We start from the raw sequence: 15,226 nt of genomic DNA on the forward strand, positions 1-15,226 counted from the left end.
CGATCGCCGTCCTCTTTCTATTACCACTCCAGGAGACAAACACCATGACGATCACTACTTCCCTTTCTTCCCGCCGCCGCTGGGTTGGCCTGGCCTGCGCCGCGCTGTGCGCCGCTGCCGCCGCGCCCGCTGCGTGGGCCCAGGCGTACCCGAACAAGCCGGTCAAGCTGGTCGTGCCCTACCCGCCGGGCGGCCCCACGGACATCGTGGCGCGCGCCGTGGCGCAAAAGCTCCAGGAGCGCCTGGGCCAGCCGTTCGTGATCGACAACAAGCCCGGCGCGGGCGCCAACCTGGGGGCCGAGGCCGTGGCGCGCAGCGAGCCCGACGGCTACACCCTGGTGGTGGCCACCACGGCCCACGCCATCAACCCGTCGCTGTTCCCCAAGCTCAACTATTCGCTGACCAAGGATTTCGCCCCGGTCTCGCAGCTGACCGCCGGGCCGCTGGTGATCGTGGCCAACCCGGCGCTGCCTGCGAACAACGTGGCCGAGCTGATCGCCCTGGCCAAGAGCAAGAGCGGCGGGCTGAACTACGGCTCGTCGGGCAATGGCCAGTCCACGCACCTGTCGGCCGAGCTGTTCAACGCAATGGCCGGCGTGAAGATGGCGCACGTGCCGTACAAGGGCAGCGCTCCGGCCCTGACCGACGTGATGGGTGGGCAGATCGACCTGATGTTCGACACCATGCTCTCGTCCATGCCGCACGTGAAGGGGGGCAAGCTCAAGGCCCTGGGCGTGACCAGCGCCCAGCGCTCGCCGGTGGCACCCGAGCTGCCCACGGTGGCCGAGTCCGGCCTGCCCGGCTACGAGGCCATCGCCTGGAACGGCTTGCTGGCCCCGGCCGGCACGCCCAAGGAGGTGATCGCCAAGCTGAACGCCGAGCTCAAGACTGCGCTGGAGAGCGCCGACCTGCGCCAGCGCTTCGAGGCCCAGGGCTTCTCGGCCGCGTGGAGTTCGCCCGCCGACTACGGCCGCTTCCTGCAGGCCGAGGTGGACAAGTGGGCCAAGGTGGTGAAGACCTCGGGCGCGAAGATTGACTGACCCCCTGGGGCGCTGCGCGCCTTCCCCCTGCAAGGGGGACGCCGCCCGTGCGGCGGGGCGGCCCTTGCACGGCGGCCCTCGCCCGGGTGGCGCCGGTTTCACGGGTTGCGCACCAATGTCTCTGGACAACTGAAATACCTATAACTGCCATGCACGACCTGCTCACTTCCGCCCTCAACCCCCGATCGGTCGCCATCATTGGCGCCTCGGACAACATCCACAAGATCGGCGGGCGTCCGATCTACTACATGCAGCGCCATGGCTTTAAAGGCGCCATCTACCCGATCAACCCCTCGCGCGCCGAGATCCAGGGGCACACGAGCTACGCCTCGCTCGCCGCGCTGCCCGAGGTGCCGGACCTGGCGCTGGTGGTGGTGGGCGGCGACAAGACGGTCGCTGCCGTCGAGGAGTGCGCGGCGCGCGGCGTGAAGTCGGCTGTGGTCATCGCCTCGGGCTTCGGTGAGACGGGGCCCGAGGGCCTGGAGCTGCAGCGCCACATGGTCGCCAAGGCGCGCGCCGCCGGCATGCGCCTGTACGGGCCCAACACCCAGGGCCTGGCCAACTTCGGCACCGGCGCCATCGCCGGCTTTTCCACCATGTTCATCGAGGTGCCGCCACAGGACGGTCCTATCGGCATCGTCAGCCAGAGCGGCGGCATGAGCGCCATGGCCTACGGCCTGCTGCGCGGGCGCGGGCTGGGCGTTCGCCACGTGCATGCCACCGGCAACGAGGCCGACGTGACGGTGGGCGAGCTGGCCCTGGCCGTGGCGCACGACCCCGACGTGAAGCTGCTGCTGCTGTACCTGGAGAGCATCGCCAACCCCGAGGCGCTGGCCGCCGCCGCCGCCCATGCGCGCGAGCGCGACCTGCCCATCATCGCCATCAAGGCCGGGCGCTCGGCGGGCGGGCAGAAGGCCGCGTCCTCGCACACCGGCTCGCTGGCCAACGAGGACCGCACGGTGGACGCGTTCTTCCGCCACCACGGCATCTGGCGCGTGCGCGACCCGCACGAGCAGGCGCGCGCGGCGCAGGCCTACCTGAAGGGCTGGCGCCCCGAGGGCCGGCGCCTGGTGGTCATCAGCAACTCCGGCGCCAGCTGCGTGATGGGCGCCGACGCGGCCGACGACGAGGGCCTGCCCCTGGCCGAGCTGGCCCCCGAGACCCAGCGCAATGTCGCGGCGCAGCTGCCGGGCTTTGCCACCGCCAGCAACCCCATCGACATCACCGCCGCGCTGCTGAGCGACAGCGGCCTGTTCGGCAAGGTGCTGCCCGCCGTGGCGCAGGATCCGGCGGCCGACCTGTTCTTCATCAACATCCCCGTGGCCGGCGCCGGCTACGACGTGCAGGCCTTCGCCCGCGATGCGGCCGCGTTTGAAACCGCCACGGGTAAGCCGGTGGCCGTCGCTGCCTGGCAGGAGAGCGTGGCCGAGCCCTTCCGCGCCCAAGGCATCGCCACCTTCCCCAACGAGGGCGAGGCGCTGAGCGTGCTGGCCCAGGTCGCGAGCCATACGGAGTTGCTGCGCCGCCCGCGCACTGCCTGGGGTGCGCTGCCCGAGGTGCGGCTGCCTGCCGGCGCACAGGGCTTTCTCAACGAGTCCGACAGCCTGGCCCTGCTGGCGCGCCACGGCGTGCCGACGGTGCCGATGGTGCTGTGCCGCACGGCGCAGGAGGCGTGCAACGCGTTTGATGCCATCGGCGGCGCGCCGGCGGTGGTCAAGGCCTGCTCGGCCGAGGTGCCGCACAAGAGCGAGCATGGCCTGGTGGCCCTGGGCGTGGCCAGCGCCGAGCAGGCGGGCGAGCTGTACGAGCGCTTTGACGCCAAGATGACCGAGATGCGCGTGGCGCGCGACGGCGTGATCGTGGCCGCCACGCGCAAGGGCCGGCACGAGTTCATGGTCGGCGCGCGCGTCGACCCGGTCTTCGGCCCGGTGGTGGTGGTGGGCGACGGCGGCAAGAACGTCGAGGCGCTCAAGGACGTGGCCGTGCTGCTGCCGCCCTTCAGCCAGGACGAGGTGCTGCAGGCCCTGCGCACGCTGCGCATCGCACCGCTGCTGGATGGCGTGCGCGGTGACCCGCCGCTGGACGTGGCGGCGCTGGCCGACATCGCCGTGGCCGTGGGCCGGGTCATCGCCGGCGCGCGCGGCGCCATCGCCTCGGTGGACCTGAACCCGGTGATGGTGGGCGCGGCCGGCGAAGGCGCAGTGGTGGTGGATGCGCTGGTGGAGTGCGGCGAGGCTCCGGCCGCCGGCGCACCCGCCGTGGTACCCGCGGAGGCGGCCACGGCGTGAGCGCTGTGCGGGCAGGCGCCGTTGCGGCGCCTGTCCCGCCCGGGTTTTGCTACGAATTAAATAGCTGTCAGCGCTTTTCCAGCAAGGGCTGCAGGCCAAAATGGCTTAAAACGCGCAGGCGGGCCACGACGCCCGCTCAGGCCGCCGCGCCGCCTGCCGCGTCGCCGCCGATCTTGCGCAGGATCTCCTCACGCACGTTGCGCACATGCTGCATGCCCGCGGCGTCGGCGGCGTCCTGGTCGCCGTCCATGACCGCGGCGCCGATCTGCCGGTAGTCGCGCAGGCGCAGCTTCTGCAGCGAGGCGAAGCGGTGCTGTGCGTAGACGATGGGCATCTGGATGGAGGGGAACAGGCGCCTGAGCTCCAGGCTGCCGCTGGCCTCCAGCAGCGCGCGGTAGAAGGTGCGCCGGGCGCGGCCGAAGGCCTCGTCGTCCTGTTCCTGCTCGGCCGTGCGCAGTTGCTCCAGGGCCGCGGCGATGGCGTCCGCCGGCCGGCCTTCCTGGCCGATGCCGCGTGCGGCGGAGCGCGCCAGCAGCCCGGTCATGCGCTCGGCCACGTCCAGCACATCCCGGGTCTGCTGCACCGACAGCGACTTGATTGCCACGCCGCGGTGGCGGAAGGTGTCCACGATGCCGTCGGCGGCCAGGCGCTGCAGCGCCTCGCGCACCGAGTTGCGGCCCACGCCGAACTGCTGGGCCAGGTCGACCTCGACCAGGCGCTGACCCGGCACGAAGCGCTGGGCCTCCAGGCCGTTGAGCACGCCGTAGAAGATCGCGTCCGACGCGCTCGGGGTGTCGCTGGCGGCGGCCGCGGGGCTGGCGCGCGGAGGTTCGGTGGAAGGAGGCATCGTAAAAATTATAGGTTCCGGCCGTGGGACGAATGGCCCTTGCCGACGAAGTGAAGAACAATATTGCCGGATAAATTGTCCTACAATCTCGTGGAGCAGTGATTCGACTGCCTGCATGCCGACCCAGGAGAGCCCATGGACTTCCAGTTGTCCCCCGAGATCCAGCAGCTGTGCGACAAGACGCGCCAGTTCATCGCCGAGCAGGTCATCCCGCTTGAAAACGACGAGCGCCAGTCCTCGCACGGGCCCAGCGAAGCGCTGCGCCGCGAACTGGTGGCACGCGCCAAGGCTGCCGGCCTGCTCACGCCCCACGCCTCGATCGAGATGGGCGGCCTGGGCCTGAGCCACGTGGCCAAGGCCGCGGTGTTCGAGGAGGCGGGCTATTCCTGGCTCGGCCCCACGGCGCTGAACATCCACGCCCCCGACGAAGGCAACATCCACCTGATGGAAGAGGTGGCCACGCCGGCGCAGAAGGAGCGCTGGCTGCGCCCGCAGGTGGCGGGCCAGACGCGTTCGTGCTTTGCCATGACCGAGCCCGCGCCGGGCGCCGGCGCCGACCCGTCCATGCTGGCGACCACCGCCGTGCGCGACGGTGACGACTACGTCATCAACGGCCTGAAGTGGTTCATCACCGGCGCCGAAGGGGCCGACTACGCCATCATCATGGCGCGCATGGAGGACGGCTCGGCCACCATGTTCCTGTCCGACATGGACCGCCCGGGCATCGTGCTGGAGCGCAGCATGGACGCCATGGACGCCTGCTTCACGGGCGGCCATGGCGTGCTGCGCTTTGACAACCTGCGCGTGCCCGCCACCGACGTGCTGGGCGAGATCGGCAAGGGCTTTCGCTACGCCCAGGTGCGCCTGGCGCCGGCGCGCCTGACGCACTGCATGCGCTGGCTGGGCCAGGCCCGGCGCGCACACGACGAGGCGCTGGCCTATGCCCGCAAGCGCCACGCCTTCGGCCGCCCACTGGCCGAGCACGAGGGCGTGGGCTTCATGCTGGCCGACAACGACATGGACCTGCACACCGCCCGCCTGCACATCTGGCACACGGCCTGGCTGCTGGACCAGGGCGAGAAGTGCAACTTCGAGTCGAGCCGCGCCAAGGTCGTGTGCTCGGAGGCCGAGTGGCGTGTGGTGGACCGCAGCGTGCAGATCCTGGGCGGGCGCGGCGTGACGGCCGAGTCGGCCGTGATGCGCATCTTCACCGACATGCGGGCCTTCCGCATCTACGACGGCCCCAGCGAGGTGCACCGCTGGAGCATGGCGAGGAAGCTGGTCCACCAGGCCGAGAAGGCCGAGGCCGCGCTGCTGCGCGAAGGAAGTGCAGCATGACGGGCGTGCGTAGCAGTGTCATGGACCGGTTCAGCCTGCAGGGCCAGCGGGTGCTGGTGACCGGCGGGTCCAGCGGCCTGGGCACGCATTTCGCGCACCTGCTGGCGGGCGCCGGTGCGCGCGTGGCGGTGGCCGCGCGCCGCGCCGACAAGCTGCAGGGCGTGGTGGACACCATCGCTGAGGCGGGCGGCGAGGCGCGCGCGCTGTCGCTGGACGTGACCGACGCCGCCAGCGTGCGCGCGTGCTTCGACGCGCTGGCGGCCGACTGGGGCGCGCCCGACGTGGTGGTGAACAACGCCGGCGTCACCGTCACGCGGGCGCTGCTGGAGCAGAGCGAGGAAGACTTCGACCACGTGATGGACACCAACCTCAAGGGCTGCTGGCTGGTGGCCACCGAGGCGGCGCGGCGCATGGTGGCGGCGGGCCAGGGCGGCAGCATCGTGAACGTGGCCTCCATCCTGGGCGAGCGGGTGGCCGGCGGCGTGGCGCCGTACGCCATCTCCAAGGCCGGCGTGGTGCAGGCCACCAAGGCCATGGCCCTGGAGCTGGCGCGCCACCGCATCCGTGTGAACGCGCTGCTGCCCGGCTACGTGGTGACCGACCTGAACCGCGACTTCCTGACCAGCGAGGCGGGCGACAAGCTGCGCAGCCGCATCCCGAGCCGGCGCTTTGGGGAGCTTACCGACCTGGACGGGCCGCTGCTGCTGCTGGCCTCGGACGCGGGCGCGGCCATGTCCGGCGCCACGGTGGCGGTGGACGGCGCACACCTGGTGAGTTCGCTGTGAGCGCCGCGGCCACGACCCCCCTGGCCCTCGGGCCGCTCGGCGACTACCTGCGCGCGCAGGGCCTGGCCGGCGGCGCGGACACGGTGCAGGCCACGCCGCTGTCGGGCGGGCAGTCCAACCCCACGTTCCGCGTCACAGCGGGCGGGCGCAGCTACGTGCTGCGCAAGAAGCCCTCGGGGCCGATCGCCGCATCCGCCCATGCCATCGACCGCGAGTACCGCGTCATGCGGGCGCTGCAGGGCACCGATGTGCCCGTGCCGCGCATGCTGGCCTACTGCGAGGACGACAGCCTGCTGGGCACGCCGTTCTACGTGATGGAGTTCCTGCAGGGCCGCGTGTTCATGGACCCGGCCCTGCCGGGGCTGCAGCCGGCCGAGCGCGGCGATCTGTATCGCGAGATGGGCCGCGTCATCGCCGCGCTGCACGGCGTGGACTACGCCTCCGTGGGCCTGGGCGACTACGGCCGCACCGGCCAGTACGTGCAGCGCCAGATCGACCGCTGGTCGCGCCAGTGCCGCGCGCTGACGGTGCCCGTCGACGACACCATGCACCGCCTGATGGAGTGGCTGCCCGCGCACCTGCCACCGGGCGACGAGACCACGCTGGTGCACGGCGACTACCGCCTGGACAACCTGGTGTTCCACCCCAGCGAGCCGCGCGTCATCGGCGTGCTGGACTGGGAGCTGTCCACCCTGGGCCACCCGCTGGCCGACCTGTCCTACCACTGCATGGCCTGGAACGTGCCGCCCGCGCTGTGGCGCGGCATCGGCGGGCTGGATCTGGCGGCGCTGGGCATCCCCGGCGAGGCGCAGTACCTGGCCGACTACCAGGCCGCCACGGGCCGCGAGGTGCAGGGCCACTGGGCCTTCTACATGGCCTACAACCTGTTCCGCATGGCCGCCATCCTGTACGGCATTGCCCAGCGCGCGGCCGACGGCAGCGCCGCATCGGCGGACGCGGTGGAGACGGGGCGCAAGGCCGGCCCGCTGGCGCAGCTGGCGTGGGAGTGGGCGGGGCGGCATAGCGCTGGGTGAGAGGGGGGCTCGGCCGCTGGCAGCGCTGGCGGCTGATGAGCTCCTTTTGCGCGGGCTGCCGGCTGGTCACCAATGCGCGGTAGTCCAACCCCGCTCCAAAGCGGGCGCGCCCGTTCGTTCATCCGTGACTTCGGGTGGAGACGCCCCCCGTCCAGCCAGTAAAGAGCGCAGCAACGCCGACATGGCGTGTCAAGACCCAGGCAACGTGAACACCTGTAGACATGCTCTCGGCGGATCGCTTTCCCCGCAACCAGACCTACGGCCGCACGTTCGACAGCCTGCAACTGCTGCAGTACCGCGAGATCGGCGCCACCTTCAACTGCCGAAGGCCGGTGCGCCAGCGCCTGGACCGCCATAAGAGCATCCCCTGTTTGGCGACGTCGAGCGCGTGGCTCGCCGGCGGCGGCCAGCTGCTGCCCCGCATCCCCGCCGCGCGTGCCGGCCTGCGCCTGGACGCCACCTGGCACGCCTGGGAAGCCAGGTCCCATGGGTGCGGAACCCCCGCCAGAACCGCGTGGCCGGGTTCGAGGCCGCCACGCCGGGCCATGGCATGTTGAACCTGGGCCTGGCCTACCGCACCGCTGGGCAGGGAGCACGCCCTGGCGGGTGCACCTGAAGCACCAACCTGACCGACCGGCTGGGCTATGCGCATACCAGCTTCATCAAAACCGCCGCGCCGGTGACAGGACGAATGTGACGGTGGTGCGGTGGCGTGTTGAGGCAGTAGTTGTTAAGTCCAATCCGTTGCGACTCGCTTGAGCCGGGGAACGGTTCGTGAATGTGAGGCGATGCTGTAGCATGAAGTTACAACTTCACGTCCGTGTGGGCATCCGACATTTTTTGGGTTGGCTAAACGGAGGCGTTATGACGTTCAAGCGTGCTTAGATATGAGCAATGTTGTTATGCGACGAATGTGGTAGGCCTGCAGTCGTCTAAATCTAGTTAGACGTCTATCACAACGATTGAACGCAAATAGGGTACAAAATGAATAAGACCGTTCCGATCATGTCGAAAGATGATGAGCGCTTTATGGCATTTTGCGGCTTAGTTCAGTGGACTAGAGGCGTCATTCATCAATCAAAGCGAATAGTTGACACCACAAATATGTTTCATGATCTAGTACACAATTGCGATTTAGATCATGTAGCGCTTATGGATACCCTTCGCTGTGAGCATCTTTATTTTGTGGTTGCCGTAAACAAGCTTCTTGAACATCGCCGCTGGGTCCAAGACCTTGGCCTTTGCAAGGAAATTGATTTTGCTGAAATCGACTCATTTCCTGGGCGAGATATAAAGGATTTGCGCAATATGCGCGAACACATCGTTGAATACTTCCAAGGAAATGGTCGTAACAAATCAAGGTGGCATGTAGAAACACCAGAATATAAGGCAGACGCAAGCTCTTGTGTGGGAACAAAAATTGGTGGTCGGTTGGACTACGCCAAATTCACCGAGGCGGCGACTAGGCTCCTGGGAGTTCTCATTCATCTTCCTGTTCCATACCCTCCCAGAGATATTGATTCTTAGGAGCAAATAATTGCCTCGAAAATCACGTCTAACACCCGGCCCTGCGGACAGTCGGCCAGCTACGCTGTCCGCCTGCCGCTGAACTCTGCGTTAGTCCCATCGCCCGCTTTATGCGCGCAGCCACTTGTTCCGGCGCTCTGCATTGTCCAAGGGCTTTTCAAGCCTTTTTGGCCTCCAGCACATGTGTAGCAAGCGCCCCCAGCTATCATTCTTGCAGCGCCGCGCCGCTTCGGTGGGCCAGCACTTTTCCGTGGGCTGCGTCCGTCCCTAAGCCTGGGCGCTCCCTTTTGGCCTTCGCATCTAACTCTGCGTTCAAGCTGACCCGCCTACGGCGGTCGGCTTACCTCGCCCGTCAGGCCGCGCCGCTGCGCTGCGGCGCAGTGGCCCTGCACTACCGGTGCGCGCGCTGAACGCCGCCAGGGGCGCTGTTGCGCTGGCGCGTACTCACTGGGCCTCGATCCCCGCTGCCGCGATCAGATCGCGCCACTTGCCGGTCTCGCTGCGCGTGAACTGCTCCAGCGCCGCGCCCGAGCTGCCCTCGATCATGAAGCCCACATCGGCAAAGCGGTCCACGACTTCCTTGGACCGGGTGAATTGTGTGAACTGCTGGTTCAACACCCGCAGCACGGCGGGCGGTGTGCCGGCGGGTGCATAGACACCGATCCAATACGACAGGTCAAAGCCCGCCATGCCGGGCGCGCTGGCCAGGCTGGCCACGCCGGGCAGCAGCGGGTGCGGTTGCGCGGTGGTGACGGCCAGCGCCGTCAGCTTGCCGCTGCGCAGTTGCGGCAGGGCGGACTGGATGTCGATGAACAGTGCCGACACCTGCCCGCCCAGGGTCTCGGTGATCGCGGCCGGGCCGCTCTTGTAGGGCACGTGGATCAGGTCGAGTTGCGCCTTGAGCGCCAGCGTGGCGCCTGAGACGATGCCCGAGCTGTTGGAGCTAGCGTAGCTCACCTTGCCCGGGTTGGCCCTGGCGTAGGCAACGAACTCCGCCAGGCTGGCGTACGGTGCTTCGGGGCGCGTGACCAGTACGAAGGTGCCCTTGCCGATCAGCGAGACGGGTGCGAAATCCTTCTGCGGGTCATACGGCAGGCTCTTGAGCAGGCTCACATTGGCGGCCTGGGTGGTGTTGGTGGTAACCAGCAGCGTGTAGCCGTCCGCCGGCGCCTTGGCCACAGCGCTGGCGCCTATGGCGCCGTTGGCGCCGGGGCGGTTGTCCACCAGCACGGGCTGTTTCAACGCGTCCGAGACTTGCTGGGCGGCGAGCCGGGTGACGGTGTCCGTGGCGGTGCCGGCGGCGAACGGCACGATGATGCGGATGGGCTTGTCCGGGTAGCTCTGCGCCGAAGCCAGCGCCGGCAGCAGTGCCAGGGCGGCGGGAGCCAGCAGGCGCGCGAGGGCGGTGCGGCGGCTGGGTGAGTCCTTGAAGTGCAAACGCATGGCGGTGTCTCCTGGGGTGGTGGGGGTATGGAGCGTGGTGGGGCGCCGCCGGGGCGACGGCGCAGGGTGCTCAGGGCCCGGCGTGGGCGCGCCGCTGGTGGTAGGCAAGCCTGTCCGGGTCCAGCGTCGCACCGAAGCCCGGGCCGTGGGGCACGCGCAGGGTGAAGTCCTCGTAGCGCAGGCCGCTGGTGGCCACGTCGTCCACCATCAGCTGCGGGCCGAAGAGCTGGCAGCCCCACTGCAGGTCCGGCAGCGTGGAATACAGCTGGGCGCACGCCGACGTGCCGATGGCGCCCTCGATCATCGTGCCGCCGAACAGGGCCAAGCCGCCCGCGGCCGCCATGTGGGCAATCTGCTGCGTGCGCAGCAGCCCCCCGTGCTTGGACACCTTGATCGACAGCGCATCGCAGGCGTGCGTGCCGGCGTAGGCCATGGCCTCCTGGGAGGTGGCCACGGCCTCGTCGGCCATCACCGTGAGGAGGCTGCACTGCGCCAGACGTCGCATGGCGTCGATGGCCGAGGCGTGCACCGGCTGCTCGACCACGGCGATGCCGCCCGCGTGCAGCGCAGGGATGGCCCAGCGCGCGGTGGCCTCGTCCCAGGCCTGGTTCACGTCCACGCGCACGGTGGCGGCTTCGGGCAGCGCCTCGCGCAGGGCGACGGCGCGCTCGACGTTGGCACGAGGATCGCCGGTGCCGATCTTGACCAGGAAATGCCGGTGCGTGCGCTGGTCCAGCTTTTCGCGCGCCTCCTGCACCTCCTGCTCCAGGTCGCCGCTGGCCAGCACCCACACCATCTCCAGCCGGTCGCGTACCGCGCCGCCGAAGAGCGCGGCGGCGGATACGCCCAGGGCGCGCGCGGTGATGTCCACGCAGGCCATCTCCAGGGCGGCCTTGCAGGGCAGGTTGCCCTTGATGGCGCGGTCCATGAGGCCGATGGCATGCCACAGCCGGCGCGGATCCTGGCCCAGCAGCACGGGCGCCAGCACCTCGTCGATGACGGCCTTGGCGGCGCCAGCGGCCATGGCGTCGTAGCCGGCGATCACCGACATCTCGCCCAGACCGGTAGGGCCATCGTCCGTGTGCACCTGCACCACAACCAGCGTGTGCCGGGCCATGGTGGCCATGGCCAGCCGGTGCGTGCGCTGCAGGCGCAGGTCGACGATGGTGCTGGTGATGCGCTCGATCTTCATGCCTGGTCCCGAGCCTGCTGCGCCGTGGGCAGCATTCGGCGCGCCTGCAGCAGGCCAAACCATTTGCGGAACATGTCCTCGGTGTCCATGCAGGCGTGAAAGCCCGCCTGGCGGATCTTCACCGAGCTCATGATCACGGGCGGTAGCGGTCCGGCCTTGCCGTGGTTCATCTGGAAGTCGGCGTACACCGCGCCCTGGCCGATGAAGGCCGCGAGGTCGCGCGGCGCGGCCAGCCGGTACTTATCCACCAGGCGCTCCCAGGCCGGCTGCTGGCCGGCCAGCGCTTCGGCCAGCGACTGCGGTTCGGGCTCGCCCACGGGCATGCCGAGCGCGTCGGCGATGGCCGGCCAGACGTTCTGCCAGACGAACACGTCGCCGTTTTCCAGGTTAAAGGTCTCGTTGCGTGCGTTCGGCGACTCGGCCGCCCAGGCGCAGGCCTGGGCGATCAGGTCGGCGTCGATGGCCTGGTTCACCCGCGGCGGGCCGCCGGGGTAGGACAGGGGCAGGCCCTGCTCGTGCCGCAGCCAGGCGTACACGCCGATGGCCGGGATGGGGTTCATGTTGCTGCCCGCCGCGTCGCCGAACACGATGCGCGGACGCAGGATGGTGAAGTGCCAGGCATTGCCCGAGCGGGCCTGGCGCTCGCGCAGAAAGTCCTCCTGTAGCCAGTAGAAGTTCTCGTGGGCGTCGCGCGGCCAGCGCTCGCGCGCGGGCACGGCGATCTGCGGGTGGATGTGCACGCCGTAGGCCTTGCCGCCCTGCATGATGGTCACATGGCGCAGCGCACCACCCGGGCGGTCCAGCGGCTCGACCACGTTGCGCAGCATTTGCAGGTTGATGCGCATCTGCTCCTGGTCGCGCCAACCGCCCACGAGGCCCCCGGGCTGCTCGTACACAGCGGCATAGACCACATGGGTGATGTCCTCCCGCGCGCCCAGCGCAGCCTGGCAGGCGGCGGCGTCCTGCAGGTCCAGCTGCAGCGCGGTGGCGCCTGCGGGCAGGGCGATGGCGCGGCGCGCCACGCCCACGGCGCGCCAGCCGGGCAGGGCGGCGAAGTGGCGCAGGCAGGCCTGGCCCACGACGCCGGTGGCGCCCACGACGAGTACGGTGTTCGTCATTTCTTCACCATGGGGCACTTGGACTGCGACAGCGGCAGGAAGGCCTTGTCGCCCGGCACGGTGGCCACGAGCTTGTAGTAGTCCCAGGGGTACTTGGACTCGGCCTGCGACTTGACCTGGAACAGGTACATGTCGTGCACCATGCGGCCGTCCTCGCGGATGCGGCCGTTCTTGGCGAAGAAGTCGTTGATGGGCGTGGCCTTCATCTGTGCCATGACCTTGGCCGTGTCGTCGGTCTTGGCGGCCTGCACGGCTTTCAGGTAGTGCATCGTGGACGAGTAGGCGCCCGCCTGGCTCATGTTGGGCATCTTCTTCATCTTCTCGAAGTAGCGCTTGGACCAGGCCCGGGTCTCGTCGTTCATGTCCCAGTAGAAGGCCTCGGTCAGCATCAGCCCGGCGGCGGTGCGCAGGCCGATGGCGTGCACGTCGTTGATGTACATGAGCAGGCCGGCCAGGGTCTGCTTGTTCTTGCCCGTGGTCAGGCCGAACTCGCGCGCGGCCTTGATGGTGTTGACCGTGTCGCCGCCGGCGTTGGCCATGCCGATGACCTGGGCCTTGCTGCTCTGCGCGCTCAGCAGGAACGAGGCGAAGTCCGTCGCGCCGATCGGGTGGCGGGCGGCGCCCAGTACCTTGCCGCCGTGCGCCGTCACCACGGCGGCGGCCTGCTCCTGCAGGCTGTGGCCGAAGGCATAGTCGGCGGTGATGAAAAACCAGTCCTTGCCGCCGCGCTCAGTGATGGCACTGGCCGTCACGTTGGCGAGGGCATAGGTGTCGTACACGTAGTGCACGGTGCTGGGCATGCACAGGTCGCCCGTCAGGCGGTCGATGCCCGGGCCGTTGAACACGATCACCTTGTCCTTTTGCTTGGCGACCTCGAGCACCGCCAGCGCGGGCGCCGAGACGGCCACGTCCATGATTGCGTCGACCTTTCCGGTGTCGAACCATTCGCGCGCCTTGCTGGAGGCGATGTCGGCCTTGTTCTGGTGGTCGGCCGTGAACAGCTCGATCTTCTTGCCCAGCACCTGGCCGCCGAAGTCGTCGATGGCCATCTGGATGGCCGCCACGCTGCCCGGGCCGGTGATGTCGGCGAAGGGGCCGCTCAGATCGCTGAGGATGCCCACGCGCACGACGTCGTCCGAGATCTGGGCCATGGCGCTGGCGCCGGCCAAGGCGAGGACGGCGCTCAGCGCGGCGCGAGCGCACTGGCGCAGCGGAAACTGCAGGGAAAAGAGGCGGGGCATGGTGGTGTCTCCGGGTGTGGTTGTGTGAAGGAAAGCAGCAGGAACAGAAAAGCGAATAGGAGGTCGTGGCGCTCAAAGAGTGGCGATGGGCGTGACCGGCGAGCCGATGGCGCCGGGCAGGCGCAGCGGCGGCGCCGTGAGCAGGAAGCGCGTGCGGCCCAGGGCGTGCAGGGCGTCGGCCAGCTCGTCCAGGTACCACAGCTCGCCCAGCGGCAGGCCGAGCTTGAAGAGGCAGTGCTCGTGCAGCGGCAGCAGCGGGTGGGGCGCGCCATCGTCATGCACGCGCCGGGACGGGTGGCGCTCCACGGCGTAGTTGTCCGCCACCAGGGCGGCGATGCCGCTGTCGGTGATCCATTGCAGCAGCCGCGGGTCGCCGCCGTCCAGCGCCGCGCAGCTGTGGTGCAGGCGCTCGGGATCAGGTTGGCCCTGCATCGACAGCACCAGGCCGGCGAAGCCGGTGCGCAGCAGCAGCATGTCGCCGGGCTCGACGGCGGCGCCGCAGCGCTCCATGGCGTGCATGAGCTGGTCGTAGCCGATGTCCTGGAACTGCGTGCCGTAGACGCGGGCCAGGTCCACCAGCACGCCCCGGCCCTGCATGCCCTTGACGGCCAGGTTCTCCACCCCCAGCGCGCGCGCCACGCTGGCGTCTGCGGGGCGGCCCTCGCAGCACAGCGGGCGGTACGGCCCGGGGGCGCCGTCGGCATCGCTGTGCGGCAGTCCGTGGTCCACCGGGCCCAGCACGTGCTCGTGGCCCCGGTAGCCGTTGTAGTAGACAGTGCGCAGCCGCCCGTCGCCCTCGGGGTCGAACAGCGAGCCCACGTGGGCCAGAGAATCCCACTGCGTGGAGTACTGCAGCGACAGCAGCACCTGGTCGTCGCTGACCACGTCGGTGGCGCCAGCGTGGACGTGGCCGAGGGGGAAGTTGACGTAGGGCCGGCCGTCGGCCCTGCCTTCGGCCCGGGTGGGCGACAGGCGCGGCGGGTGGCGCCGGGCGTTGAGGGCGTTGCCGCCGGGCAGGTCCAGCGGCAGCGACAGGCAGAAGCTGCGGCCTTCGCGCACCTCCTGCGCGCCGCGGCGCACCTGCTCGGGGCCGATCAGGTTGGCCCGCCCCAGCTGGTCGTCCGGTCCGAAATCGCCCCAGTTAGAGCCCGGCGGGCGCTGTCTCCATCGCATGGCATGTCTCCCGGCCGCGCTTGGCGGCGGCCTGGGAGCAATGGTGTTGGTCCGGGCGCGCTGGAGTCAAACCGCGCGATGAAGTTTTTACGGTGCGAAACTCCGTTCCGGGTTAACCCGGTCGTGCTCTCCCCCGGTCTGGGCCTCTTTCATGAGGGCAAGGCTGTTCGGGTGACCGCCGGCATTGCGCGCGACGTTTC

14 protein-coding genes are annotated in these 15,226 nt (G+C 69.3%); 8 read left to right on the plus strand and 6 right to left on the minus strand.

The features are described from left to right. The first annotated feature begins 44 nt into the window (after positions 1-44). Both RT282_RS02760 and RT282_RS02765 read left to right on the plus strand, forming a co-directional pair. On the plus strand, positions 45-1,040 hold the full coding sequence (locus RT282_RS02760) for a tripartite tricarboxylate transporter substrate binding protein (protein ID WP_312307177.1): 996 nt from the start codon (positions 45-47) through the stop codon (positions 1,038-1,040). A 149-nt stretch (positions 1,041-1,189) separates the two neighbouring features. Beyond that, on the plus strand, positions 1,190-3,328 hold the full coding sequence (locus RT282_RS02765) for an acetate--CoA ligase family protein (protein ID WP_313311631.1): 2,139 nt from the start codon (positions 1,190-1,192) through the stop codon (positions 3,326-3,328). A 136-nt stretch (positions 3,329-3,464) separates the two neighbouring features. Here the strand turns inward: RT282_RS02765 and RT282_RS02770 are convergent, their stop codons facing one another. Further along, positions 3,465-4,175, minus strand: a complete 711-nt coding sequence (locus RT282_RS02770; RefSeq protein WP_313311633.1) for a GntR family transcriptional regulator — start codon at positions 4,173-4,175, stop codon at positions 3,465-3,467. Between the two features lie 135 nt (positions 4,176-4,310). Here RT282_RS02770 and RT282_RS02775 point away from each other — a divergent pair, with 135 nt between their 5' ends. The 6 genes from RT282_RS02775 to RT282_RS02800 all read left to right on the plus strand — a co-directional run bounded on the left by RT282_RS02775 (position 4,311) and on the right by RT282_RS02800 (position 9,269). Continuing rightward, the gene (locus RT282_RS02775) at positions 4,311-5,513 is read left to right on the plus strand and encodes an acyl-CoA dehydrogenase family protein (RefSeq protein ID WP_313311635.1); all 1,203 of its coding nucleotides are present in this window, start codon (positions 4,311-4,313) and stop codon (positions 5,511-5,513) included. Then, entirely contained in the window at positions 5,510-6,298 is a 789-nt protein-coding gene (locus RT282_RS02780; protein WP_313311636.1) for an SDR family NAD(P)-dependent oxidoreductase, read from the plus strand. The genes RT282_RS02775 and RT282_RS02780 overlap by 4 nt, the downstream gene beginning before the upstream one ends. Next, on the plus strand, positions 6,295-7,332 hold the full coding sequence (locus RT282_RS02785; RefSeq protein ID WP_409519433.1) for a phosphotransferase family protein: 1,038 nt from the start codon (positions 6,295-6,297) through the stop codon (positions 7,330-7,332). The genes RT282_RS02780 and RT282_RS02785 overlap by 4 nt, the downstream gene beginning before the upstream one ends. A gap of 221 nt (positions 7,333-7,553) precedes the next feature. Further along, positions 7,554-7,889 carry a hypothetical protein gene (locus RT282_RS02790; RefSeq protein ID WP_313311638.1) on the plus strand — a complete coding sequence of 112 codons (336 nt, stop codon included), beginning with the start codon at positions 7,554-7,556 and terminating at the stop codon, positions 7,887-7,889. Between the two features lie 427 nt (positions 7,890-8,316). Further along, positions 8,317-8,859, plus strand: coding sequence for a hypothetical protein (locus RT282_RS02795; RefSeq protein ID WP_313311639.1), 543 nt, complete (start codon positions 8,317-8,319; stop codon positions 8,857-8,859). Positions 8,860-8,969: 110 nt separating this feature from the next. Continuing rightward, positions 8,970-9,269, plus strand: a complete 300-nt coding sequence (locus RT282_RS02800; RefSeq protein ID WP_313311640.1) for a DUF1010 domain-containing protein — start codon at positions 8,970-8,972, stop codon at positions 9,267-9,269. 34 nt (positions 9,270-9,303) lie between these two features. Here RT282_RS02800 and RT282_RS02805 read toward each other — a convergent pair whose 3' ends face one another. The 5 genes from RT282_RS02805 to RT282_RS02825 all read right to left on the minus strand — a co-directional run bounded on the left by RT282_RS02805 (position 9,304) and on the right by RT282_RS02825 (position 15,026). Then, complete coding sequence (locus RT282_RS02805; protein ID WP_312307277.1) at positions 9,304-10,302, minus strand: tripartite tricarboxylate transporter substrate binding protein; 999 nt, start codon at positions 10,300-10,302, stop codon at positions 9,304-9,306. Between the two features lie 70 nt (positions 10,303-10,372). Further along, positions 10,373-11,494 (minus strand): muconate/chloromuconate family cycloisomerase, encoded by a 1,122-nt coding sequence (locus tag RT282_RS02810; protein ID WP_313311642.1) that lies wholly within the window; start codon positions 11,492-11,494, stop codon positions 10,373-10,375. Beyond that, positions 11,491-12,612, minus strand: coding sequence for an SDR family oxidoreductase (locus tag RT282_RS02815; protein ID WP_313311643.1), 1,122 nt, complete (start codon positions 12,610-12,612; stop codon positions 11,491-11,493). Before RT282_RS02815 ends, RT282_RS02810 begins: the two co-directional genes overlap by 4 nt. After that, positions 12,609-13,853: an ABC transporter substrate-binding protein gene (locus RT282_RS02820; RefSeq protein WP_313311644.1), complete on the minus strand. Its 1,245-nt coding sequence runs from the start codon at positions 13,851-13,853 to the stop codon at positions 12,609-12,611. The genes RT282_RS02815 and RT282_RS02820 overlap by 4 nt, the downstream gene beginning before the upstream one ends. Positions 13,854-13,925: 72 nt before the next feature. After that, the gene (locus RT282_RS02825; protein ID WP_313311645.1) at positions 13,926-15,026 is read right to left on the minus strand and encodes a cyclase family protein; all 1,101 of its coding nucleotides are present in this window, start codon (positions 15,024-15,026) and stop codon (positions 13,926-13,928) included. Between the last annotated feature and the right edge of the window lie 200 nt (positions 15,027-15,226).

The organism is Pulveribacter sp. (genome assembly GCF_032079985.1).
Lineage (GTDB): Bacteria > Pseudomonadota > Gammaproteobacteria > Burkholderiales > Burkholderiaceae_C > Melaminivora.